Source organism: Bacillus mycoides (genome assembly GCF_001757995.1).
GTDB lineage: Bacteria > Bacillota > Bacilli > Bacillales > Bacillaceae_G > Bacillus_A > Bacillus_A mycoides_B.
The window spans coordinates 44,413-68,060 of record NZ_LXLV01000057.1; the positions used below are offsets into that span (position 1 = coordinate 44,413).

The window sequence follows — 23,648 nt, forward strand, 5'->3', positions numbered from 1 at the left end:
GCAACTTTATAAGGTGACTCTTTATTTCTCCTTGTGATACACTACTTCTCCTTGTAAAACCGTCACTAAAACTTTCGCATTCGGAATCTTATCGGCACTCATTTTAGTAATATCTTCATTTAGTAATACCATATCAGCTGATTTCCCTACTTCAATCGAACCTGTAGTGTTATCAAGACCTAGCGCTTTAGCTGGCTTAATTGTATAGGCATCAATAGCTGCGTATACATCAGACAAACCCTTTTCATCAATGCTTAATGCATTCGAAATCGTAACAAGTGGATTCAGTTCATTTACATCCCAATCACTACTAAGTGATACATTTGCTCCTGTTTTCCAAATTCGTCCTAACTGCATAATTCGTTTCATTTGCTGATTTGAAAAATACGTACTTGCCCAGCTTTGTTTTGGATCTTCTGCAAAATCATGACCTACTTGAAAATCAGCGCTAATACCTAATTTAGCAAAACGATTTATATCACTATCTTCTACCATTTCCACGTGCGTGAGCGTATAAGGCTGGTTTGCCCCTTCTTTTTTCGCAGCTTCAATTGCATTTAAACTCTCTCTTACCCCGCCGTCTCCAATCGCGTGAATCAATGCACCGTAACCAATTTTATTGAGTTCAGTCAACCACCACTTCATCTTTTCTTCTGGAATATAGTTCAAACCATATGGAGTTCCTTTAAACCACTCAAACTTATATTTTTCTAATATTTTAGCTGTGCTATTAATACTAATTCCATCACTATACATTTTCACTTGATTTATAAGCATTCGGGATGACAAATCATCACGTTTAATTTTTTTGAAATACTCCATTTGTTCTGCTTCATTTAAATTCGGATATACCCATGGACGAAGTACTACTCGCGTAGTTAGCTTTTTCTCATCATATACTTTATTCCAAACATCTAACCAGCCTCGTTTCCAATAGAGACGTCCATCACCGACTGTAGTAATACCATTCTTTGCAACCTCACCTAAACCGTCTAACAAACCTTCATAATTTTTTTCAAAGAGGTTTGACTGGGAATTCCATGCTTTTTCCATCACAATATCCCCAGCTGTATCATAAAGAATACCAAATGGTTCTCCTGATTCAGGATCTCGAATGATTCTTCCGCCTTGCGGATCTTTCGTATCTTTATTTATTCCAGCTAACTCCAATGCTTTCGAATTAACCCATACAGAATGAGAGGTTCTTTCCATAATTAACACTGGATTATTAGGAAATAACTCATCAAGAACTTGTAAAGGAGTTTGTTGTTCTGATTTTTCGTCCATATCTTTTAACAGCTCTTCTAAACTAAATCCAGTTCCGCTTATCCATTCCCCATCTTTAACATCTTTTTTACAAACCTTTAAATACGAGCGTTGTTCTTGCAGAGAAGCATCTGGTGAGACACTACAATTCCCTGCTGCTGGTGATTTCGCTTCAAATATATGATTATGATTGTCCACAAAACCAGGGAGGATAAAACGTCCTTGTAAATCCACCACTTTCGTATCTTCATTTATAAATCCCTCTACATCCTTGTTTGAACCAACAAATTTAATTTCCCCTTCTTTAACGGCTACAGCCTCTACGATGTCTTGCTTTTCATTTGAAGTATAGATTGTACCATTTTTAAATACTACATTTTTGGGCAACTGATTAGGTAGAACAGAGCTACCATTCTCACCTTCTCCTACTTCAGGAGTACATGCTGAGATCCATACCATACTAAGAATTAGACAAATAAGTAAGATTTTTCTTTTCATATTCTTTCCCCTTTTTATTATGATAAATTGCTTACATATATAGAATAAGGATTGACATAATGTTAATGTCAATCCTTATTCTCATTCTATTTTCGTACTAAAAAACAAATTTGTGTAACATACTCCTCTACTAAACAATCACATTCAGGTCCCTTTATATAAACTTCATATGGGTGACTATCTATTATATAGCCATTACTTTCCACCCACTCTTCTAATGCCATATAAGCATAACCTATATAGTCATAGCTGCCATAATGCATAGTAGTAACAATTTGATGCTGATTTAGCTTTTTTATTTCACACTCTTGTAATACACCTTTATTGTCATCATCCATAACCGGAATTCTTAATTCAATATCACTGTGATTTGGAATATACTCTTTATCATAAAAAACTACGGATGGAGAACCGACTATTTGAAAGCTATTTTTTTGTACATTTTCATATAAGTCATAAAAATAATCATCCATATCATCTATATCTATTTGTAATCTTTGAGCAATTACCGTTATTTCATTTCTCATGCCAATTAATATATCGTAACTTCTATGACGAGCAATATTAAGACCATTGTTCATACTTACCATTTCATTCATTTCAGAAATAACCTGTAAATTTTGTTTCACCTCATGAGACAACTCTATAATTTGCGCTTGCATATGTTTAATAAATGAATTTTGATCTGCTGACTGGAGAATGACTTTAATTTTCGGTAAAGGAAACTTGTACTCCCTCAGCTTTTTAATTTTCAATGCTATTTCTAACTGCCCTTGCTCATAATATCTATATCCATTTACCGGATTCACATATGCTGGTTTTAATATCTCCTCTTTATCATAATGCCTTAGCATCCGCGTACTCATTTTACAAATTCGCGAAAATTCAGTAATCGTATACATATAAATACCCCTTGAATACATTTTCTTATACGCTTATTTATTAAAACCAATCAAAAATTTTTCTAATTGAAGAACCTTCATTCTGATTGCTCAATCTTTTCATTTTTGAAGGTAACAAATGACTCGGACAATACCACGTTAAACAATTCATTGCGCCTCCCATAGTCGATATTTCTCCTACATGAATTTGAATAACTTGTTTTTCCGTATGCTGTTGAATATATCGTAAAACTTCCCCGTCTTTAGCTAATCCAAACTGAGGAACATAAAGGGCGTCACATGTTTCTAACATATTTATATATAAACCTTTTGCCGAGGCTATTTCTTGATCATATTGTCCTTTCTCTGTATATGACGAAGGAACAACTATAAATTCAGCTTCTGGCATTTGCTCTTGAATAATCTCTTGAACATGATATCTAAATTCATGATCCCCTAAAAAATCACTAATAAACATTGTGTGTTCATCAATAAATTTAACCATTCCGTCTGCGTGCGCAAGTACATCTCCTTCTTCAGCAGGAATAACAATAACCCGGCTCACATCTAAATCCCACTCTAATTGCTCAATTATTTCCTCTTCTGTCCAATCATCGTTATCATCAAATATGCGTTCTGTTAATATAACGGTATCTTTTTTATTCCAAATAAGATTACCACCATCCAATATTAATGGTGATTTCACATACTCAAAGTCATTTTTCTTCAACCATTTATTAAATCGTTGATCTAAATATCGTCCTTGATCATCTGGTAAATAATTTGGTCGATATTTAAATTTAACAAGATGATTCGTTACAACTGGTGCAACATCTCTTAGCCAAATATCATCATACTCGAAAAAGTTTGTATGAAAGTCTTGCTCTTCAACAGATAAAGATATAAGTTGATCGGTAAATGATTTTTTTTCATTTAAGTATTCATTAAAGTAAATAATGTCATCATAAAATGGTTGATAATATTCATTCGATTCGTCTGGTATTGCAGTAAAAATAATTCCATTATGTTGTTGTTCCATATTATTTACCTCGCTTTTTAATAATGATTGAATAACTGATTTCAATAAGCCATCTATTTCTCTTTTCATTACAATTTTTGAAACGTGCACTTTTCATGAATGGATTATAGCACGGAGAAATTTTATATATTTATATAAAAAATATAAAGTGAAACTTTAATCAGTGGGGGGTTTGTCCATCCCCACTGATTATCAGCCCTCACCAATCGGGCATTTACGGGCAGTTATCTTCCACCTAACTTCCTTGCATCCGCCAGGTTTTGAGCTGGGAGCTTTACTGCCCACAAATAGCGGGATAAAGCTGTCGTTAAGCCGTAAACTGACTCTTGACAAGATTTTAAAATGAAGTATTTCATGACAATATTAAAAATGTAATCATCGTACACAATTAACGATTAGATGATTTTTTTATCAAGATTCATATCCATTACTTCGAACAGACCGTTTTGATTATATAAATTTAATAAATGTGTTTCTACCCCTATACAAATTCCTTCTAGCGGAAGATCGTTTGGGTCCTGACCAAATGGATCTTCAATTTCAACCCCTATTGCTTCAATCCCTATAAATGCAAAACTTATAAACGTAGTTGCAAGTACTGTAACCCACCCAAGACTATCAACAAGACCAATCGGTAAAGTCCCGCAAAATATGAGCAGTAAAATTTTAATATGAGCAAAATATGCAAAAGGAATAGGCGTTGTTTTGATACGATCACATCCCCCCACAGCCGTAAGCAGATTATTCAGATCAGCTTCCATATTAATTATTGCATTTGGATGAATTTGACCCGTTTTCAAACCCTTTGATAGTATAGTTTTTAACATAAAAACTATACTAATCGGTAAATGAATAGACCCAGTCAATATTTCTTTTTCCTTCTCAGAACAAATATCAAGCAATGCTTTTATTTCAGATAAATCTTTTTCGTCTCTCAAATGTCCTTTCGCTATCTTTGGAAAAGCAATTAATAAATGTAAAAATTTCAGCTTTTCCTGATCCGTCTTTTTCCCTTCAGACTCCCAATGACATAAAAAACTAACTGCTAAATTTCTAGTATAGGCACCAATCGCGCCAAATAACTTTCTACCTTCCCAGTACCTATCATAGGCAGTGTTAGTACGAAAAACTAACAGTAGACCTAAAGCCCCTCCAACAATTACCCAAGGAGTTTGATTAATTTTTATTGCTGCATAATAATAATTAATTACAGTTACTATCGTTGAAACACATATATATAATAAAATTTGCGGGAAAATATCTCTTATAACTGTTCCCTTTAATGTAAATATTTGATGTAAACTATTTTGATTATTGTAATGAACCATATTTACAAAAACCTCTTTCTTTATTAACTTGTTATTCTTTAAATTATGAAAGTATACAATTAAATAGTAGAATCATAAACCCTATTATTAGGAAACTGGTTAAGATTATTTCTTTCAATACCGTTACTCCTTTTTACCAAAAGATAAAACATCTTTTTTGATTTAAACAACAAATGTTCACTCTTCTAAATCACGACGCATTATTTTAGAATTTGCAATGAATAAAGCACTAATTAATACAAGAATCGCGCAAGCATATAACAATGAATCAATTGGACTATCATGATCTATAATAATTAAACGAACGATAGCAGTTATACCTATATATATAAAATAACGTAATGGAAAATGAAAATTCATTTGAAAGTACTTTATAATCATTACGATGAATTCAAAATATAAAAAGAATACGACGATACTATCAATCAAATGATAACTAGATTCCTCACTATTTAATTTAAGTTCTTGTATAAATTGAATAACTTCTTTCATCAGAAACACACTTAGAACAATCCCTAAGCAAATCAAAGCAACATTTAAAATGTACTGTAGAATGATAGGGAACAACGAAAAAACCTTTTTAAAATTCTTTAACACAAACATTTTTCTCCTTTTCCATATAAAACAATAATGACAATATACTTTTATTTAATTATCATTACATTAAAATTATACATTCCATTCTTATTACATATGTTAAAACAAGACAAAATAAGTAAAGATAGCATTTCACCTATTTTGTCTATAAAGCAACCTAACGAAACTATAATCGATTACTTCAATTGAATAGGTTGTTGCTGTGTAACACAATGAATCATTCCGCCATTTTTATAAAGCTCTCTCACATCAATACCGACTACTTTACGATCCGGGTATAACTTCTGAATCGTATCGTTTGCGATTTTGTCATTTGGGTCATTATAGTTAGGCACCAATACAACTTTATTCCCAATATAATAATTGATATACGACCCCTTATAATCGAGAGTTTTTCCACCTTCTAAAGTAACTTTATCTTTACTAAGCGGCAAGTATTCATACTTATATTTCTTTCCTGAAGCATTTTTTGCATCTAACAATTTATCCATATCTTTGTTTGACAAGCCCCATTCAGCCAAGTCATCTTCTTTCATCGTTACAATGATAGATTTATCATGGAATTTAGCAAATCCATCAATATGAAAATCCGTAATATCTAAATTAGGCACTCCATCTAACCAAATAAAGTTTGTCACCCCAAGGTCACTTATATATTTTTCAATTTCCTTTTCTGATAAATCAGGATTTCTATTTTTATTCGTTACTGCACTTCGAGTTAATAAAGCAGTCCCATTGCTGTCTAATTCAATTGCGCCACCTTCAAGGACGAATTTCCCCCAATCAATTCTTTCAATCCCTAATTGTTTACTAACATTCTCACGTACACGGGCATCATTTTTATAAGGAGTTTTCTTCCCCCAACCATTAAATGCTGGATCTAATATTTTTAGATTTTTATTATTGTCATAAACAAAAATTGGTCCACTATCTCTTGCCCATACATCATCAGTAGGCGCTATAAAGAAATCAATCTTCTCCATATTTAGCCCTTCATCTGTTAAAAGCTTATTAATTCGCTCTTTTTCTTCCTGATCATATGCAACAATGTGGACTTTTTCACCCTCAGTTAAAGCACTTGCCATCTTAATCCAAATAGGTTCAACTTCCTGCTTATACCCTTGACCATATGTGTATTCATGTGGCCATTGTAGCCATGTACCTTCATGTTTATCTTTTTCATCCGGCATCGTATATTTTCCAGCATTTTTCTGTACCTCTACTTTTTTATCTTCTTTCCCTTTGACACTTTCATTATTCCCTTCAAAAGAACACCCACTAATAATCGTTGTAGATAATGTAGCTATTAAACAAAATTTTACTATTTTTTTCATTTTTCAACCTCCTGTTCATGTCTCTAATAATGTAAAGCTTCACATAGTGTGAAGCTCAAGCTTTTTCATCAATGTAAAAATTACCAATTATGCTTCCGCATGATAATCACATAATTTCAATACAAATAGATGACATTCACAAAATGAATTTCCTATATTTAACATTAATATCATTTAACTTCCTTCATAAATTTATCCTTTTCGGCAAGAAGACTCCATCTGATTTGTATTACGGGTGAAGCCCAACAATTCAGGTGGAGATGAATTTCCGTCAGTCAATAGGCTGAACTCTTTTGTTTAGTTCATAACACTTTTTTTGAGAGCGAATGTTTGTTTCTTTCTTTTTTTGTCTTACGATATAATCTGTCCTAGATAAGGAGGGAATATATATATGACAACGAAATTAGATAATAATCATTCAGTGTTCTTACTCTACTATCATTTAGTTTTGGTTATTATATACCGTAAAAAAGTGATGAACGATGAAATTTCAGATTATCTGAAAGAGCACTTCATTCGGTTACTTGAGCCAAAAGGAATTACTGTAGAAGAATGGAATCATGATGAAGACCATGTTCACATTTTGTTCCGTTCAGTTCCAAATATTGATTTGTCAAAAGCGATTAACAGTTACAAAAGTGTTAGTTCTCGTTTCGTGAAACGAGATTTTCCTAAGATAAAACATGATCTATGGAAAGAAATGTTTTGGTCTCGAAGTGATTGTCTTTTAACAACGGGCGGTGCACCTATAGATTCTATTCGTAAGTACGTTGAATCACAAGGAATGAAATAATTTTAATGAACTCTCTGAGAAAGGTGGTGAAAACAATGGCTAGAAAGAAAGCAGTGAAAGTATTACGTAAACAAAAGAAAAGAGAAAACATGCAACGATTCACTCAGAAACAGAATATCGGACGAGCTTGCCTCACGGCAAAAGAATTTCGTTTACTTCAACGCATGTCGCATAGTTCAAAAGCGTTGCGAAATGTTGGATTGTACACGATGAAACAAAGTTATTTGAACCATAATAAAATGGCTACTGTAAAAGAAGTGGACACTGCCATGCAAGCCGATATGAACTACTCGGGCATTCAATCAAACTCTGTTCAAGCAATTCGTAGAGCCTTATATACAGAAGTGAAGAGCTTTTTTAAAGCATTGGAACAGTGGAAGAAAAATCCTGAAACATTCACAGGTCGTCCTAAGTTTCCGAATTATTCTGGTTCAACTGACAAACGAATCATTGAAATCTATCAAGTTCCAAAAGTTAATGATAATGGGTATTGGATGATTCCGATGAATGTTGCATTCAGAAAAAAATTCGGTTCCCTTAAAATACGTATGCCTAAAAATTTAAGAAATAAAAAAATCTCCTACATTGAGATTGTACCCAAGCAAAAAGGTCGGTTCTTTGAGGTGCATTATACATATGAGATGCACGTTTCTCAAATGAAGAAACAATCAACGACTACTAGTAACGCTTTGAGTTGCGATTTAGGTGTAGACAGATTATTAAGTTGTGCAACAAATACAGGTGATACATTCTTAATTGATGGAAAAAAACTAAAATCCATTAACCAATACTTCAACAAAATGATAAGTAATCTGCAACGGGAAAATATGGGGAACGGACTTTCGAAACGTGTTGTAACGAATCAAATGGCTGCACTTTGGAATAAACGAGAACGACAAATAAATGGTTACATTTCACAAACTGTAGGTTTGTTATTCAAAAAAGTGAAAGCATTCAACATAGATACGGTTGTCGTAGGTTATAACACTGGTTGGAAACAAAAATCTGATATGGGAAAAAAGAATAATCAAAAATTTGTTCAAATCCCATTTCATAAACTGATTTCAGCAATTGAGAATAAATGTTTAAAAGAAGGCATCCGTTTTTTAAAACAAGAAGAAAGCTATACTTCAAAAGCCAGTTTCCTAGACAAAGATAGGATTCCTGTTTGGTCTAAGGGTGATGGGACTCATTATTGTTTTAGTGGCAAACGAATCACTCGTGGTCTGTATCGAAGTAACTCAGGAAAATGTATCCATGCGGATATTAATGGTGCGTTGAATACACTTCAAAAATCAAGAGTTGTAGAATTGAATGAAAATCTCAAAGTGAAAACGCCGATTCTATTAGAAGTGCAAAAACGTAAGGCTGTTGCTTCGTGCATAGCTTAGTGGGTGTGTCAACCATCCATGTGTACTCGACTTGTCGGGGCTTGTAGCACACGCCGGAGTAATCTGAGTGGTGGCTTCTTCCACAAGGAAGAATTGCTCTTTTTCGAAAGGGTGGTGCAAGTGGAAAAACGATAGTTCGTTGCCAGTACCAACCAAAAACTTAATTGGGGTGTTACCGTAAGGTGGCATGAATTCTAGAGCGTCAAACTGTCTAGCGATAGACGAAAAGACCTAGAGTTCTAACTCAAGCCCCCACTGAAACGTTTCATCTCAGTGGGGGTAGTTGACTCTAATATTAATCCCCTCTCATACCTGCTTGTTCACTAAATAAAACATTATTAAATAAAAAAATCGGTATTGATAATTACATATCAATACCGATTTTAAAATAATTATTTTCCTTCTATTAAATCATTCGCTAATTTCCTAAACTCTTGATTAAATGTATCATTCATACCATTTTGTACGTTAGAGAATAATATTACAAACGTTTTTTTATCCCAGTTAAAATTATTAAAAGTGTTCCAACCAGCTAATACACCATGATTATGATAATAATCTGGGTAAATATAGAAACTAAATCCATACTTTCTAGCGGGTGATACAGTAAACATATCTGATAAACTTTGTTTAGAAAGCAGCTTCCCATCCATAATTGCCTCATCTAACCTTTTCATATCATCAACTGTAGTGTACATTTCACCACAACCATATAGCCAATTCATTCTTAAACGAGGCGTAGCTACTAACTCATTATCTTTTTTCGTATATCCTTCTGCTAAAAACATATCTCCTGGGAAAGTGGCACCCATCCCAGATTCATGCATTCCAACAGGAGTAAAAATGTTTTCTTTCACATAGTCAGCAAGTGGTTCATTTGTTATCTTTTCTACAATATATGCAAGCACCATATAATTATAATCTGTATATCTCCATCCCGTTCCTGCAGGAAATTGTAACGTTTGCGCTCCGATCCAAGTTACTAACTTTAAACGTGACGCTGCATTAACACTACCTTGTCCCTGTTCTGGTAACCCGGACGTATGTGTTAACAAATTTCGTAACGTAATGTTTTTATCTGCTGGAAACGATGGAATATACTTATTTACATTGTCTTCAATATTTAATTTCCCTTTTTCTCTTAGTTGCATGATAGATATTGCAACGACTGTTTTCGTAATAGAACCAATGCGATATTTCGTTCTTGGCGTTGTTAATATATTATCTTTTACATTCGCATACCCGTAACCTTTTCTTAAAATTACATGGTCTTTACTAGCTACAAGAACACTCCCATTAAATCCTTTATCTTTTAAATATTGATCTAGTTTCGCTGCTGCAACCTCATAACGTTTTTGTTGATTTACATCAACTTTTGGTTTATCATTTCCAACCTTATTCTTAGAATCTGAAAATGCCTTCAAATTATATTTCTTATCTTTATTTGCATATGTTAGTGCAGCGACACTCCCACAAAAAATAGCAAAAATAAAAAAAACAATTAACCATTTCTTAAACATATAGGAACCCTCTTTTATCTAATTTCACTTTATACTTTTCCATTCTATTCTATATCTTTTAATTTTCAAACATTTTATAATCTATCTATCATTCATTATATTACACTAGATTCCTTTTTCTCACACGCAAATTTTAACTACTCTCTATTGTAGTTCTTTTTCACAAAATTTCCACCTTACAATCGGATACATCCAACTTTAATTTAAATTTTTTATGTAACATTCGTTACACATTAACAAGAATGGAGGTGGTAATTTGAAAAAGACCGATAAACGCAATCGTTTAGATGATATGATGTTTCACTATCGAGTAACAAAAAAAAATATAGTTTCAATTGAATATTACAGAAAACAAATTATGACTTTAAAAGGAAATGACGCTGAAAAATTTTTAAACAAAATAAATCGGGCAAGTAACGAAAAAGAAAAACAACTTATTATGGCTAAAATTACAGGCAATTTCAAAAGAGGAAATGAGCGTTAATGAAAACGAATCTCATTTATAAATTTGATTATACAGCATATAAAAAAAGAAATGTCACGCCCACGACATTTCTTTAGATTTTCTTCATAAAAGATTTACATTTTTAATATTCTTTTACTTTTACATAAACTTACCGCTGAAACGCTTAGTAATGCAGCTATACTCATCCATGCATATGTGTAGCCTTTTCCATCTACTATATAACCAAACAAAGCAGGTGCAAAGATAATAGCAATTTGATTAAGCGTAAGCGCAAAACTCACTGTTAGGCCTACCGATTCCTCACTTGCAGACTCAGCAACTTCGACCATAAAAAGACTAAACCAACCGATCGCAAAGAATCCTAACAATCCGCTCACCCAAAATAATACCCCAAGTGTCATTGTGTGTGTGCTCATTACAAAAACTAAGATTAAACCAAAAGAAATACATATGCATATAAACAACGGTGTACGACGATCCCCTTTGTAATATGTATCACTTATTGTAGCTAATATAATTCGGCCTATCATTCCTGTAAATAGCATAACTGAAAATACTTTCCCTGCTAAAATAGGTGTTATCGATTTTTCAACAGCTAAAAATTTCATAAAATGTCCGATCAATATCATTTGTAAAGAAATCATAGAAATACCTGTAATAAAAATTGGATATAGCGTCTTTTTATATACCACCTTTTTTAACTGTGTCCAAAAAGAAATACTTACATTTTCTTGGCTCGTGTGTTCTCGCGCGTACGATTCCTTATAAAATATAAAAAACATTAACCCACCTACTATGCATATAGTTGCAATAACATTTATCGTATAAGCTAAACTAAATTTAATTGTAAGTAAAGGGATTATTCCTCCTGCTAATGCCCCGCCAATTGGTACACCTGCTTGCCTTATTCCTATAGCTAATCCGCGTGTTTCTTTCGGAAACCATTTCAAGATTACTTTACTTCCCCCTGGCTGGGATACGCTATAAAAAGTCCCTATTAAAAGAAAAACAAATAATAACCCAATAAATCCCCTTGCCGTATGAGCAAGTAAAAGTGCCCCGCCAAGTAATACTGAACTCATTCCGATTAATATTTTCTCACTATACTGATCAAGTAACCTGCCGACAAAAACCATACAAAAAAGCGGACCAATATTTACAGTACTTATTAACAATCCAACTTGCATATTCGTAAGTGCATATTCCTGCTGCCAAAATAAAGCGAAGACACCAATACCATACGTTATCAGCGTAGCCGTTGCCTTAGCTACTGTCGCAAAAATTAACATAATCCATTTATAAGAACTACTGTGCTGTTCCATTTTCTCTTCACTTATCACCACTATCCCCCCATATCACTTTCATTGTATGAAGGTTCTGATATCATGTAAAATAAACATTTATAATGAAATCCATCAAAAAAATTGATACCTTTTTCGGAGGGATGATATGTGGACATTAAAGATTTAACTGTTTTTTACGAAGTAGTAAAAGAAGGAAATATATCTCATGCTGCTAAAAACTTAAATTACGTACAATCTGGCGTTACGATGCGTATTAAACAACTAGAAAACGAATTAGGTGTGCCTTTATTTTATCGAAGTGGAAAAGGTGTTACTTTAACTTCTAACGGTGAGATTTTATTAACATACGCAAAGCAAATCATCCACTTAATGGATCAATCTGTTAAAGCGGTCCAAAGTAATGGAACCGAACCAAAAGGCACTTTAAAAATCGGATGTACAGAATCCACAACTGCTGTTCGGATTCCTTCCATATTAGCAGCCTACTATGAAAAATACCCACAAGTCGAATTGATTTTAGAAACAAATACGACGGAACAACTAACTCATCTCGTATTAAACCGAAAGCTAGACGGAGCGTTTATCGCTGGAACTACTCCGCACGCTGAACTTCATGCAAATGTATTTCGTGAAGAAGAATTGGTCCTCATTAGTAAAAATCCTTTATCTTCCTTTCAAGACATAGGAGACATGAATTTACTTGCCTTTAGTCACGGGTGCTATTATAGAAGGTTAATAGAAGACTGGCTTCAAGAAGAAGGAATTACACCGAAACGAGTTTTAGAGTTTGGAACAATTGAAGCGATACTCGCATGTGTAGAATCAGGTATGGGCGTAGCGATTATGATGAAATCTATTTTAAATGGTCATAAACATGATGTATCATTCAACCCTTTACCAAATAGCTTTCAAAAAGTTCCTACTACCTTTATTACTAGAAAAGATATTTTTCACTCTGCTGCATTACAAAAATTTATGGAGATGACTCTCAATGCGTGAAAAGAAAATACGTGGTATGAAACGAAAAACTGAAACAATGATACAACGAATTAAAGAGTATACGAATACATTCCCTTCTACTTTCTATAACAATGAATACTGGTATATGCCTTTACCAGTTTCCCAAGCTTTTATTGACTCTCATAAAACACCTAGGAAAGTAAAGCGATTGTGTATACAAACCTTATTAAATCAAGCACATCAATTAGTGAAAATGAAACCGAACGATACACATACATATCGAGTTGTTGTTTTGATTTCTATAGAGAATTTATGGAGTTCTCAAATTATTGTATTTAAAAATGATGACTACTTTCATACTTTTTTTAATAGAAATAGTGAGTTTCAAAAATGGATTCTTCTTTCAAATGAAATTGATTTTTGGGAGACATGGGGAATTTCAATTTGTCATACCATTCAAACTTTACAGTTTCAAGAGATTATTCATGATGAAGATGAATGCTATGAAAAAGAGATTTGGTTTATTGGAGAGTTATCTTAAAAGGGGAACTTTCAAATAAAAAGCTTCTCTTTTTCCATTTAGCAAAATCGCTATATAATGAATTTAACATTTTACTATATAGGAGGTTTTCAAATGGTAATCCCTAAATATCCTGATGTCCCTACTCTTACGAAAAAACAAATCGATCAAATTACAGAAATCACTTTTCTAAAAGAAATAACACCACAAAAATGTGATGCAATTTTCGTTTTCGGCGGTTCTCATCCTGGAAATTGGCAAGCTCCTCTAGAGGCTTATCAACAAGGTTTAGGAAATCAAATTATCGTTACAGGCGGTACTAGTTTGCATGGCATGAAACATCCAAATTGGAATTACGGGAATTTGTCAGATGCAGAAGTAATTGTTAATAAATTAGTCGAACACGGCGTACCAAAAGATGCTATCATGTTCGAGAAAAACTCCCTCCATTCTATCGCAAATGTAATTGAAGCGAAAAAGATTTTTGATTTCACAAAGATTAATCGGTTACTGTTTGTATGTAAAAGCTTAGGAGCAGGCCGGCAGTATAGAGTATTAAAAAAACATTTACCTAAAACTGTTACTTGTATTCCATATACATTTGATACAAGTTTTGATGGTGACTTTATAATTAATAGATATAATTGGAGAGAAAATGAGAAAAGTCGCTCTATGATTTTCGGAGAATACTTGAGAAATGTTTGCTATGGTAGAAAAGGTGGTATTGAGCCACCTGAAAAGGAAGTTCATGGTCTAGAAGAATATGTATCCCATTACTTTACTCTTGCATAGAAGAAAGAACCCTTAAGTAAAAGGTATACCTAAAACACTGGTATACCTTTTATCCTATCCCAATTATTTTTCTTTTAATACACTATGTAATCGATCCGGGTAATTTGTAAACATTCCTGTAGCACCCCATTTAATCAACAACCTCATACCCTGTTAAAATAACTTCTTTAATATCATCAAGGTTAAATAAATAATTGAAATCTGGATAAGGACATCCCATATAGTCAAATTTTAAGTTGCAAATTCATTGTCTTTTCTCCTTTCTTATAAGTTTAGGTTTCTTTTGAGAATGTGGTATATTTACATGTCCCGAAGTAGCCGTGGATTGTCTCCTTTCCTTCCTTGACAGTTTAGGCTTCTTTTGAGAATATATTTTTTTTAAATGTTCCGAAGTAATACCTTGTTTTTTGAAATCAAAGTAAAAATATAAATGTGTACTTAGCCCTAGGAAAACAACTGAAATAAATGAAAAAATAACGATTAGCACAATCGCCATAGCTTTTTGGCTCAAAATTCCAATACTAACTTGACCAATTATATAACCTAAACTTGAAAAAAATACAATTCTAGGAATTTTCACACCTTGATTAGTTGTCCCCCTTAAGCGGTCTGTAAAATATTTAATCCAAAATAATTCAGATTTATAAACAATTAAACTATATGCAATAAGCGATAGAATAAAAAATAAAGGGGACTCTATTTCTACGAATTCGTAAGCTAACTTTTGCACAGCTATAAAACTACAAAATGAAATACTTAACGCAACAAATCCAGAATATAGTAAATGTTGCAACTGAGGCTGCCGAGGCTTATAAATAGAAACCCAAATTCCCCATAGATTACACATCACATAAAATGGTAAAGCTACGTAAGAGTATATATTGTACGGTGGAAATATGAATAAAATGATGAGTAGAAGAACATTCATGATAACCCACACAAAGGCCCCTACAATATTTCTTACATCAAATGGTATTAATATTCGCATACAATCATCTATGTTGTTGCCATTATATTTGTCCATTATACATCTCATCCATTTCCTTCTTCTTCAAATCGAAATATATACGTATGTATACACCATATATACTAGACACAACAGCCAATAAAGAAAAGACTAAAATTAAGAGCGTCGCTAAAGCATTTTGTGATAATAAACCTACACATATCTGTCCAATAATATATCCCAATCCTGAAAAATAAATAATTGGAGAAATTTTTATATTTCCATTTTCTTCATTGTTTAATCGCCTTAAAAAACTTTTCATTCCACTAGAAATCAATTTATAAATTGTAAAAATGTAAAGCAAAAAAGTAACAATAAAAAACAGAGGTGTTTCAATTTTAATAAAGGTATATGCAATCTTTTGAATCACTATAAAGCTTCCAAAAGAAAAAGTTATTCCCATAAATCCATTATATAAAATGTGTACCAACCTTGGCTCATTTGGTTTACAAAAAAATACCCATCCCCCCCATATATTAGCAGTCAAAAGAAAAGGTAAAATTATATATAAGTATATAGTAAAGGTTGGAGGAAATAAAAATGGGGTTAAAATCATAAAATTAATAACTACCCACACCATAATGACACTCGATCTAACACTGTAAGGCATCAATTTCCGAATAATTTGTTCTGTGCTTTTTCCGTGGTATTTTTCCATATTAATCTCCCAGAAACTAAAAAATTTTATCTAAAGTTATTCCGATTCCAGATTCAACTCTACCCTTTATCAAATGCTGTTTACCATCATGATTTCAATCATAGTTTCATGGTCAAATATACCAGTTAATACATATACTTCTTTATTTGATAAAATAAGAGGTTCAATAGTCAAATAGTCCCACTCCCTAGCGTAATATGTAATCTCTAGGAAATATAATACAATAAGAAAATGATTCAATCTAGTAATTGCCAATATTTAAAACTAAAAACATTCTAATAAAAATAAAAAGAAAGGTAATTAATTTACATATATTTTTATAAAAATAGTGTCTCTTCACTACACAATTTTTATTTTGCAAGCTAAAAAAAATAGAAGTATCGTCCTATATAAGACAATACTTCCTTAATTACTTAAAAATCACATAATAAATTACCCATTACCTCTCCAAGCACTACATCTGGATTTACTACCTCTTTTTCCGAACGCCATCCTATAAAGCCATCTGGTCTAATTAATACAGCTTCTCCATTCTCTATCCCATATAATTTACTAAAAATATCTTCTTGAGCAATAAAGTCTCCCCTTAAACCAACGTGATAAACTTTTATATTTATTCCTAATTTAGATGAAACATCCTGTACACACTCGGCCCAAGTACGATTTTCTGCTCTAGTAAGTAATACAAAATCGTTACCTAATAAATCAAGTATCGAAACTTCTTTCCCATCATATGTTCCCCAAAAGTGTGGTGCTCGCGTTCCAGGTCTTCCGTTCAACTTTACGATATCCATTCTACGCGAGGTGACTGAGTCATCTATTATCGCATCTGAACAATACCGATACCCAACAGTTACAGCTAAACCATCCATATTATTCAAACTGCCTTCCTCTCTATTCGCAGCACGAAATAATAAACTACTCGCATAATTCGTCGTTAATTTTGCAACAGGGTATCTCTCTTCATGATATGTTTCTAACAATTTTGGTTTTGCCTTCCCTCTTATAACAGCAGCTAATTTCCAAGCTAAATTATGTGCATCTTGTATTCCTGTATTTGAACCAAATCCTCCTGTTGGCGGCATAATATGTGCAGAATCACCAACTAAAAAAATGCGATTATCTTGAAATTTTACCGCTGTACTTTCACTCGCTTCCCACGGTAAAACACTTAATATTTCTGGTTCAACATTTGTACTTCCAATTGCTGTTTGAATAATTTGTTTACAGCGTTCTATAGAGAAATCCTCTGCTCGTTCCCCTTTTATTGGATCATAAGCTACATGATAAATCCATTTTCTTACGTTATCGACTGGAATGAGCGCACCAAGAACCTCTGGATGAAGTACCATTGAAAAACCAAATGCGTCTCCTTTTATAAATTCGCTTAAATCAGCCTCAAAATAAATATTCATATAATACCCACCGATTGTACCTCGTCCCTCGGTACTTATCCCTAGCTGCTCACGTATTTTACTTTTCGCTCCATCTGCTGCAATTACATAGTCACAATGAACAACGCTCTCTTTTTCCGTTTCGCGATCCCGAATCGTTGCTATTACTCCGTTTTCCTTTTGTTCAAATGAAACTAATTCATGATAAAAAGATAGTTGTCCGCCTAATGTTTTTGCTTCTAGTAACATCATCTCTTCTAAAGTAATTTGATAACAAGCAGTTTGTTTTGATGGACTAATCTCTTTTACTTTTCGAAGTAATTTTTCATCGTTTTCATACTGAGTCGCCCTCAATTGTGCGAATTCTTCCTTATTCGCCTCAGCTATTGTATGAACTGCTATTCTTCCTCGGCAATTTTCTAATGCTTTTCCTGCCAATTGAATGCTATTTTCTAAACCTAACTCTCGAAATAACTCCATCGTACGTAAAGTAAGCCCGCCTGCTTTCGGATGAACTGCAGTAGACGGATGCCTTTCAATAAGTAAGTACTCAATGTTCTGTTTTTCAAGGAATAACGCAGACGCTAATCCTGATAATCCCCCTCCAACAATTAAAACTGGTACATAATTCGATTTCATATATTTATCCTCCACATCATTGTTCTGAGCTCAGTGTCATAAATATAATCAAAAAAAACAATAAAATATAGACTTATATTTCATTTTCAATTATCATATAGATAGATTACGCCCCAAATTACTTTTACTTTTTCATACATCTATAATCCGCTTGAATTATACGTGTATGAAAAAGTAAAACTAAAGTACTCACTTTAGTAGACACCAAAATAATAAAAACATTATAAGCGGTCGTAACCCTAAAAATTATAAAGGGTTACGACCGCTTAATTTTTTTGCTCAATGGCTTAACCATTCTCATCTGTAAACAACGTATTATTAAATACTTTTCTATCCCCCCTATCATTTTCAACACATAAAGTTTCATTCGTCTCGATTTTCTTTCTCAATATTGCAGCTCATACAACAATCATGTAGCATTACCGTATCGATGTAATGGTTCATCATCTTAAACCTTTCGACTAATTACCAGGAGGTAAAGTGATTGAAATGAATAAACAAGAACAATTAAATGTTATAAAAAAAGATTTTATTGATTCTCAAAAAGTATTATTGGCAATTGGTGATGAAACTCGTCAAGCTATTTTATTCGTGTTAATGGAAACGGAATGTCAAACCGGATTGCGTGTAGGAGAAATTACGAAACAAACACACCTTTCTCGACCAGCAGTATCACATCACCTTAGGATTTTACGAGAAGCAGGTATTATTTTAATGCGAAAAGAAGGTACAAAAAACTTTTATTATATTGATATACGTACAAAATTAGGTTTATTAAAAAATCTTGTATTAGATATTGAAAAGCTATTGCACAACTTTTATTGAAATTTGGAGGTATAAGAAATGAAAGCGATGATAATTGATAAGTACGGGAAAGTTCCAATGCGTATGGCAGAGGTACCTACTCCTGAAATAAATGAGTATGAAGTGCTCGCAGAAATTCATGCAGCTAGTATTAACCCAATTGACTTTAAAATACGCGATGGAAAAGTGAAGATGTTGCTTAAATATGAAATGCCCCTAATCCTTGGTAATGACTTTTCCGGTGTCATCGTGAAGGTTGGATCAAAAGTAACTCACTTTAAAGTCGGTGATGAAATATATGCCCGTCCAAGAAAAAATAAGATTGGTACTTTTGCGGAATATATAGCCATTCATGAGGATGATATAGCCTTAAAACCGAAAAATTTAAGTTTTGAGGAAGTGGCGTCAATTCCTCTCGTTGGCTTAACATCATATCAAGCATTACATGACATTATGAACTTACAAAAAGACCAAAAGATTTTAATTCACGCTGGATCTGGTGGTGTTGGTACTTTCGCAATTCAGTTAGCAAAAATAATGGGTGCCACTGTTACAACGACTGCTAGTGAAGCTCGTGCGGATTTAGTAACGTCTCTTGGTGCAGATGAAATTATTAATTACAAAACAGAAAAATTTGAAGATATACTAACAAATTATGATGCGGTATTTGATACAATCGGCGGGACAACACTTGAAAAATCATTCAATATTATAAAAAGCGGTGGCAACATTGTTTCCGTTTCAGGAATGCCAAATGCTCGATTCGGTAAAGAATTTGGTTCAGGATTTTTCAAAACTCTCTTATTTTCATTGGCCAGCAAAAAACTTACTGCACTTGAAAAAAAGCATAATGCTCAATATTCATTTTTATTTATGAAGCCAAGCGGGGATCAATTACGTACTATTGCAAACTATATTGAAGCTGGAAAAATCAAACCTGTAATCGATCGAGTTTTTCCTTTTGAAGAGGCTCAAAAAGCAATGGAATATTCAGAGTCAGGAAGAGCAAAAGGAAAAATAATTGTAAAAATAAAATAATAATAAAACCTCCATTTAAATCAAACTTTTTGAAAAATGGAGGTTTTGTATTTGCTGTAAAATAGACACAATGCACTGAAGTCCTTACAATAGATTGCAAGGGGAAATATCATATTATACTTTTAGTTAACTTAACAAAGAATACATACGTACAAATACATAATTAAAAAACATAAAAAGGAGGAGATAAGATGACTAAAAATAATGAAGCTGGTTGGAATTTAGAAAATAGTTATGCTACATTACCACAATCATTTTATACAGAAATCCCCCCTACTCCCGTAAGTTCACCGGAGTTAGTTAAACTAAACCATTCATTAGCAATATCTCTTGGCTTTAATCCGGAAGAACTGAAAAAGGAAGTTGAAATTGCTATTTTTGCTGGTAACGTAATCCCAGAAGGCGCTCATCCATTAGCTCAAGCGTATGCTGGACATCAATTCGGACATTTTAATATGTTAGGCGACGGTCGTGCTCTTTTAATTGGTGAACAAATTACTCCTTCAGGAAAACGTTTTGACATTCAACTGAAAGGTTCTGGCCCTACTCCATATTCACGCCGAGGAGATGGTCGTGCTGCACTCGGTCCGATGCTACGTGAGTATATTATTAGTGAAGCAATGTATGCACTTGATATTCCAACTACTCGCAGTTTAGCAGTTGTTACAACTGGCGAACCAACATATCGTGAAACAAAGTTACCTGGAGCAATTTTAACTAGAGTCGCTAGTAGTCATATACGTGTTGGCACATTTCAATATGCTGCAGCTCGTGGTTCTATCGAGGATCTTCAATCACTAGCTGACTATACGATAAAAAGGCATTATCCAGAAATTGAGGCTCATGAAAACCGATATACTGCATTACTACAAGAAGTCATAAAGAAACAAGCAAGTCTCATCGCTAAATGGCAACTTGTTGGATTTATCCATGGTGTAATGAACACTGACAATATAACGATTAGTGGAGAAACAATTGATTACGGCCCTTGTGCATTTATGGACAATTACGACCAAGGAACCGTATTTAGCTCTATTGATACACAAGGTCGCTATGCATATGGAAATCAGCCATATATGGCCGCATGGGACCTCGCTCGACTAGCTGAATCTTTAATACCGATCCTACATGAAGATGAAGAAGAAGCATTAAAAATTGCTCAAGACGAAATTTCAAAATTTAGCGTACAGTATGAAAACAACTGGTTCCTTGGAATGAAAAAGAAATTAGGACTATTTAGCAACGAGGAACAAGATCATTCACTTATTGAGCAACTTTTAAAAATGATGGAAAAACATAAAGCGGATTACACAAATACATTCCGTTCATTAACTCTTGATACTATCGAAAATACAGCTCTATTTGAAAGTCCTGAATTTAAAGAATGGCACAAACTATGGCAATCTCGATTAGAAAGACAAGAGGAATCGAAAGAAAACGCCTACGAAATGATGAAAAATAATAACCCATCAATCATCCCAAGAAACCACCGTGTAGAAGAAGCACTAGAAGCAGCTGTTACAAATGGCAACTATAGCGTAATGGAGAAACTTCTTGAAGCTATATCAAATCCTTATGCGTATTCTACAGATCAAGAAGAATACTGCGTTCCACCTGTCCCGACGAATCGTCCTTATCGTACTTTTTGTGGGACTTGATTGTGTAATATCTTTTAATGTGCTTTCAATTATTGAAGGCACATTTTTATTTTATTCACCATTCACTAATGAAAGGATTATACTCCAACCTATAATATGTATCCCTAACAAAATACCTTTTCTATTTTAGAATAACCATTTCCTCTTCTCTTTTTTTTTATGAAGCAAAACACAATACCAATTATTCCGATTACCCTAATAATAAATTTACTTAACAAATGTTGAGAAATAATATTTCCACTTTTAAGTAGTATCATTTCTGTTATTATATTTTATAAGAATATTCAAAAAAGGAGGAACTTTTATGTTTACATCCACTAAAAGTGAACAAATCACACAGCTGTTAAATAAATGGTACATAGAAATACGATCTAGACATATAAATAATGCAACTCGTCTTAAAGAGCAAATAGATATTAAAATCAATGAAATAAAAACGACTTCTCAAGAGATTGCACAAGATCAAAATCTTTTGCTTTATTATTCTTTATTAGACTTTCGGTATAACTATTTAATTGATAACTTAGGTGTATCTAAAGCAAGTTTTAATCAAGTTGAATCATTTGAAATCCCAACAAATAATTTCTTATCATATTACTACCATTTCTTTAAAGCAATTCATTCTGACGCAGTCGGAAACTATGTACTAGCAAAAGAGCATTATTATAAAGCCGAAGCTTTACTTCAATATGTTCCCGATGAACTTGAAAAGGCGGAATTCTACTATAAACTAGGGTATTCTTACTACGATAATCAACAAGCACTTCAAGCTATTAAAGAAGTAACAAAAGCTAAAGATATGTTTTCTAATCACTCTGGATATGAACTAAATACGGCTTTTTGTGATAACATTTTAGGCCTAGCCTGCACATATTTAAAAGAATGGGAACTAGCCGAAGAACACTTTACAGCTGCAATGGATCAATTCCAAAAAATCAGCGAAAAAAGATTTATTTTAATGGTTCGACACAACTTAGGATGGATGTATGCAACACAAAATCTCTCCGCTTTAGCTATTCGTTATCTTTCAGAAGTTGTTGAACAGTCTCCAACTCACTATAAAGCTATCTATGTTAAAGCAAAAGAACATTACAAAATAAATCAGCCTGATACTGCTCATGACCTAATTGAAAAAGGAATAAATATTTGTAATAAATTAGAACAAAAAGAATATCAACATCGTAATTTCATTTTAAGAGAAATGAACAATAATTCACCAGCTGAAGAGTTAGAAAAAGTAATTCTAGCAGGAATTACTTATTTTAATAACGAAAAATTATATGATAATGTTCAAGAGCATTATGAAACTCTAGCAACTAAATTTCATGAAGAAAATCAACACTCTAAAGCAAGTGAATATTTTCATTTAGCATTACAAGCAAGAAAAAAATCTTTTGAGAAAGGAGCATTAAAATGAAAAAAATACTATTGAGTCTGATGGGAATTATCACTCTATTAACTTTAACAACTAATGTAGTAAATGACACTTCATCTAAAAATTCTGAGATACAAAGAGTTATGTTATCAGAAGGCGACGGTGGTGGTTGATTTTTATAAGCTTTTATAAAATACTTTTGCAATTCCCATTAAAAAAGAAACTTATATAAACACACCTTTCTTTTTTAGTGGGAATTCATTTAATAGCATTTAACTCTAAATGCTATTAAATGAATTCCCACATTATTAAAACCATTTTCTTTTTTATAAAATTGAAAGATTCTTTCCTATATGAATTCTTTTATTATTTCATCCCCCCTCACTT

The 23,648-nt window shown here is 33.0% G+C and carries 23 protein-coding genes and 1 pseudogene; 11 read left to right on the top strand and 13 right to left on the bottom strand.

The annotated features are described in order from the left end of the window. Positions 1-21: 21 nt before the first annotated feature. The 6 genes from BWGOE10_RS17355 to BWGOE10_RS17380 all read right to left on the bottom strand — a co-directional run bounded on the left by BWGOE10_RS17355 (position 22) and on the right by BWGOE10_RS17380 (position 6,943). Positions 22-1,764 carry an amidohydrolase gene (locus tag BWGOE10_RS17355; protein WP_070144294.1) on the bottom strand — a complete coding sequence of 581 codons (1,743 nt, stop codon included), beginning with the start codon at positions 1,762-1,764 and terminating at the stop codon, positions 22-24. An 86-nt stretch (positions 1,765-1,850) separates the two neighbouring features. Then, a complete protein-coding gene (locus BWGOE10_RS17360; protein WP_070144295.1) occupies positions 1,851-2,666 on the bottom strand; it encodes a MerR family transcriptional regulator in 816 nt (271 codons plus the stop codon). Positions 2,667-2,706: 40 nt separating this feature from the next. Then, entirely contained in the window at positions 2,707-3,684 is a 978-nt protein-coding gene (locus tag BWGOE10_RS17365) for an agmatine deiminase family protein (protein ID WP_070144355.1), read from the bottom strand. A 395-nt stretch (positions 3,685-4,079) separates the two neighbouring features. Further along, complete coding sequence (locus BWGOE10_RS17370) at positions 4,080-5,012, bottom strand: bestrophin family protein (RefSeq protein WP_070144296.1); 933 nt, start codon at positions 5,010-5,012, stop codon at positions 4,080-4,082. A 177-nt stretch (positions 5,013-5,189) separates the two neighbouring features. Further along, positions 5,190-5,609: a phosphate-starvation-inducible protein PsiE gene (gene psiE / locus BWGOE10_RS17375; RefSeq protein ID WP_070144297.1), complete on the bottom strand. Its 420-nt coding sequence runs from the start codon at positions 5,607-5,609 to the stop codon at positions 5,190-5,192. 176 nt (positions 5,610-5,785) lie between these two features. Beyond that, positions 5,786-6,943: an agmatine/peptidylarginine deiminase gene (locus BWGOE10_RS17380; RefSeq protein WP_070144298.1), complete on the bottom strand. Its 1,158-nt coding sequence runs from the start codon at positions 6,941-6,943 to the stop codon at positions 5,786-5,788. 391 nt (positions 6,944-7,334) lie between these two features. Between BWGOE10_RS17380 and tnpA the strand changes: the two genes are divergently transcribed. Both tnpA and BWGOE10_RS17390 read left to right on the top strand, forming a co-directional pair. Continuing rightward, positions 7,335-7,736 carry an IS200/IS605 family transposase gene (gene tnpA / locus BWGOE10_RS17385; RefSeq protein ID WP_070144299.1) on the top strand — a complete coding sequence of 134 codons (402 nt, stop codon included), beginning with the start codon at positions 7,335-7,337 and terminating at the stop codon, positions 7,734-7,736. A gap of 35 nt (positions 7,737-7,771) precedes the next feature. Continuing rightward, complete coding sequence (locus BWGOE10_RS17390; protein WP_070144300.1) at positions 7,772-9,127, top strand: RNA-guided endonuclease TnpB family protein; 1,356 nt, start codon at positions 7,772-7,774, stop codon at positions 9,125-9,127. 392 nt (positions 9,128-9,519) lie between these two features. Here BWGOE10_RS17390 and BWGOE10_RS17395 read toward each other — a convergent pair whose 3' ends face one another. Then, a complete protein-coding gene (locus BWGOE10_RS17395) occupies positions 9,520-10,647 on the bottom strand; it encodes a serine hydrolase domain-containing protein (protein ID WP_070144301.1) in 1,128 nt (375 codons plus the stop codon). A 256-nt stretch (positions 10,648-10,903) separates the two neighbouring features. Between BWGOE10_RS17395 and BWGOE10_RS17400 the strand changes: the two genes are divergently transcribed. After that, positions 10,904-11,131 (top strand): hypothetical protein, encoded by a 228-nt coding sequence (locus BWGOE10_RS17400; protein ID WP_070144302.1) that lies wholly within the window; start codon positions 10,904-10,906, stop codon positions 11,129-11,131. A gap of 95 nt (positions 11,132-11,226) precedes the next feature. Here BWGOE10_RS17400 and BWGOE10_RS17405 read toward each other — a convergent pair whose 3' ends face one another. After that, a complete protein-coding gene (locus BWGOE10_RS17405; RefSeq protein ID WP_070144303.1) occupies positions 11,227-12,453 on the bottom strand; it encodes an MFS transporter in 1,227 nt (408 codons plus the stop codon). Between the two features lie 111 nt (positions 12,454-12,564). Here BWGOE10_RS17405 and BWGOE10_RS17410 point away from each other — a divergent pair, with 111 nt between their 5' ends. The 3 genes from BWGOE10_RS17410 to BWGOE10_RS17420 all read left to right on the top strand — a co-directional run bounded on the left by BWGOE10_RS17410 (position 12,565) and on the right by BWGOE10_RS17420 (position 14,689). Further along, complete coding sequence (locus BWGOE10_RS17410; protein ID WP_070144304.1) at positions 12,565-13,416, top strand: LysR family transcriptional regulator; 852 nt, start codon at positions 12,565-12,567, stop codon at positions 13,414-13,416. Further along, positions 13,409-13,918 carry a DUF3916 domain-containing protein gene (locus BWGOE10_RS17415; protein ID WP_070144305.1) on the top strand — a complete coding sequence of 170 codons (510 nt, stop codon included), beginning with the start codon at positions 13,409-13,411 and terminating at the stop codon, positions 13,916-13,918. Before BWGOE10_RS17410 ends, BWGOE10_RS17415 begins: the two co-directional genes overlap by 8 nt. Before the next feature lie 93 nt (positions 13,919-14,011). Beyond that, positions 14,012-14,689, top strand: a complete 678-nt coding sequence (locus BWGOE10_RS17420; RefSeq protein ID WP_070144306.1) for a YdcF family protein — start codon at positions 14,012-14,014, stop codon at positions 14,687-14,689. Positions 14,690-14,752: 63 nt separating this feature from the next. Here BWGOE10_RS17420 and BWGOE10_RS30335 read toward each other — a convergent pair. The 5 genes and pseudogenes from BWGOE10_RS30335 to BWGOE10_RS17435 all read right to left on the bottom strand — a co-directional run. Then, positions 14,753-14,836 (bottom strand): annotated as a pseudogene (locus BWGOE10_RS30335) (glycerophosphoryl diester phosphodiesterase); the annotation flags it as partial. Further along, on the bottom strand, positions 14,820-14,909 hold the full coding sequence (locus tag BWGOE10_RS32675; RefSeq protein ID WP_142345503.1) for a DUF4176 domain-containing protein: 90 nt from the start codon (positions 14,907-14,909) through the stop codon (positions 14,820-14,822). The pseudogene BWGOE10_RS30335 and the gene BWGOE10_RS32675, both read right to left, overlap by 17 nt. A gap of 24 nt (positions 14,910-14,933) precedes the next feature. Next, complete coding sequence (locus BWGOE10_RS17425; protein WP_070144356.1) at positions 14,934-15,713, bottom strand: hypothetical protein; 780 nt, start codon at positions 15,711-15,713, stop codon at positions 14,934-14,936. Next, positions 15,700-16,353 carry a hypothetical protein gene (locus BWGOE10_RS17430; protein ID WP_070144307.1) on the bottom strand — a complete coding sequence of 218 codons (654 nt, stop codon included), beginning with the start codon at positions 16,351-16,353 and terminating at the stop codon, positions 15,700-15,702. Before BWGOE10_RS17430 ends, BWGOE10_RS17425 begins: the two co-directional genes overlap by 14 nt. 413 nt (positions 16,354-16,766) lie before the next feature. Then, positions 16,767-18,386, bottom strand: a complete 1,620-nt coding sequence (locus BWGOE10_RS17435; RefSeq protein ID WP_070144308.1) for an FAD-dependent oxidoreductase — start codon at positions 18,384-18,386, stop codon at positions 16,767-16,769. Positions 18,387-18,866: 480 nt separating this feature from the next. Here BWGOE10_RS17435 and BWGOE10_RS17440 point away from each other — a divergent pair, with 480 nt between their 5' ends. The 5 genes from BWGOE10_RS17440 (at position 18,867) to BWGOE10_RS33725 (ending at position 23,434) form a co-directional block, all read left to right on the top strand. Further along, on the top strand, positions 18,867-19,211 hold the full coding sequence (locus BWGOE10_RS17440; RefSeq protein WP_000571875.1) for an ArsR/SmtB family transcription factor: 345 nt from the start codon (positions 18,867-18,869) through the stop codon (positions 19,209-19,211). A gap of 18 nt (positions 19,212-19,229) precedes the next feature. Beyond that, a complete protein-coding gene (locus BWGOE10_RS17445) occupies positions 19,230-20,228 on the top strand; it encodes an NADP-dependent oxidoreductase (RefSeq protein ID WP_070144309.1) in 999 nt (332 codons plus the stop codon). 191 nt (positions 20,229-20,419) lie between these two features. After that, positions 20,420-21,886, top strand: a complete 1,467-nt coding sequence (locus BWGOE10_RS17450; protein ID WP_070144310.1) for a protein adenylyltransferase SelO — start codon at positions 20,420-20,422, stop codon at positions 21,884-21,886. Between the two features lie 304 nt (positions 21,887-22,190). Next, the gene (locus BWGOE10_RS17455; protein ID WP_070144311.1) at positions 22,191-23,303 is read left to right on the top strand and encodes a Rap family tetratricopeptide repeat protein; all 1,113 of its coding nucleotides are present in this window, start codon (positions 22,191-22,193) and stop codon (positions 23,301-23,303) included. Further along, on the top strand, positions 23,300-23,434 hold the full coding sequence (locus tag BWGOE10_RS33725) for a hypothetical protein (protein ID WP_257209080.1): 135 nt from the start codon (positions 23,300-23,302) through the stop codon (positions 23,432-23,434). Before BWGOE10_RS17455 ends, BWGOE10_RS33725 begins: the two co-directional genes overlap by 4 nt. Positions 23,435-23,648 lie beyond the last annotated feature (214 nt).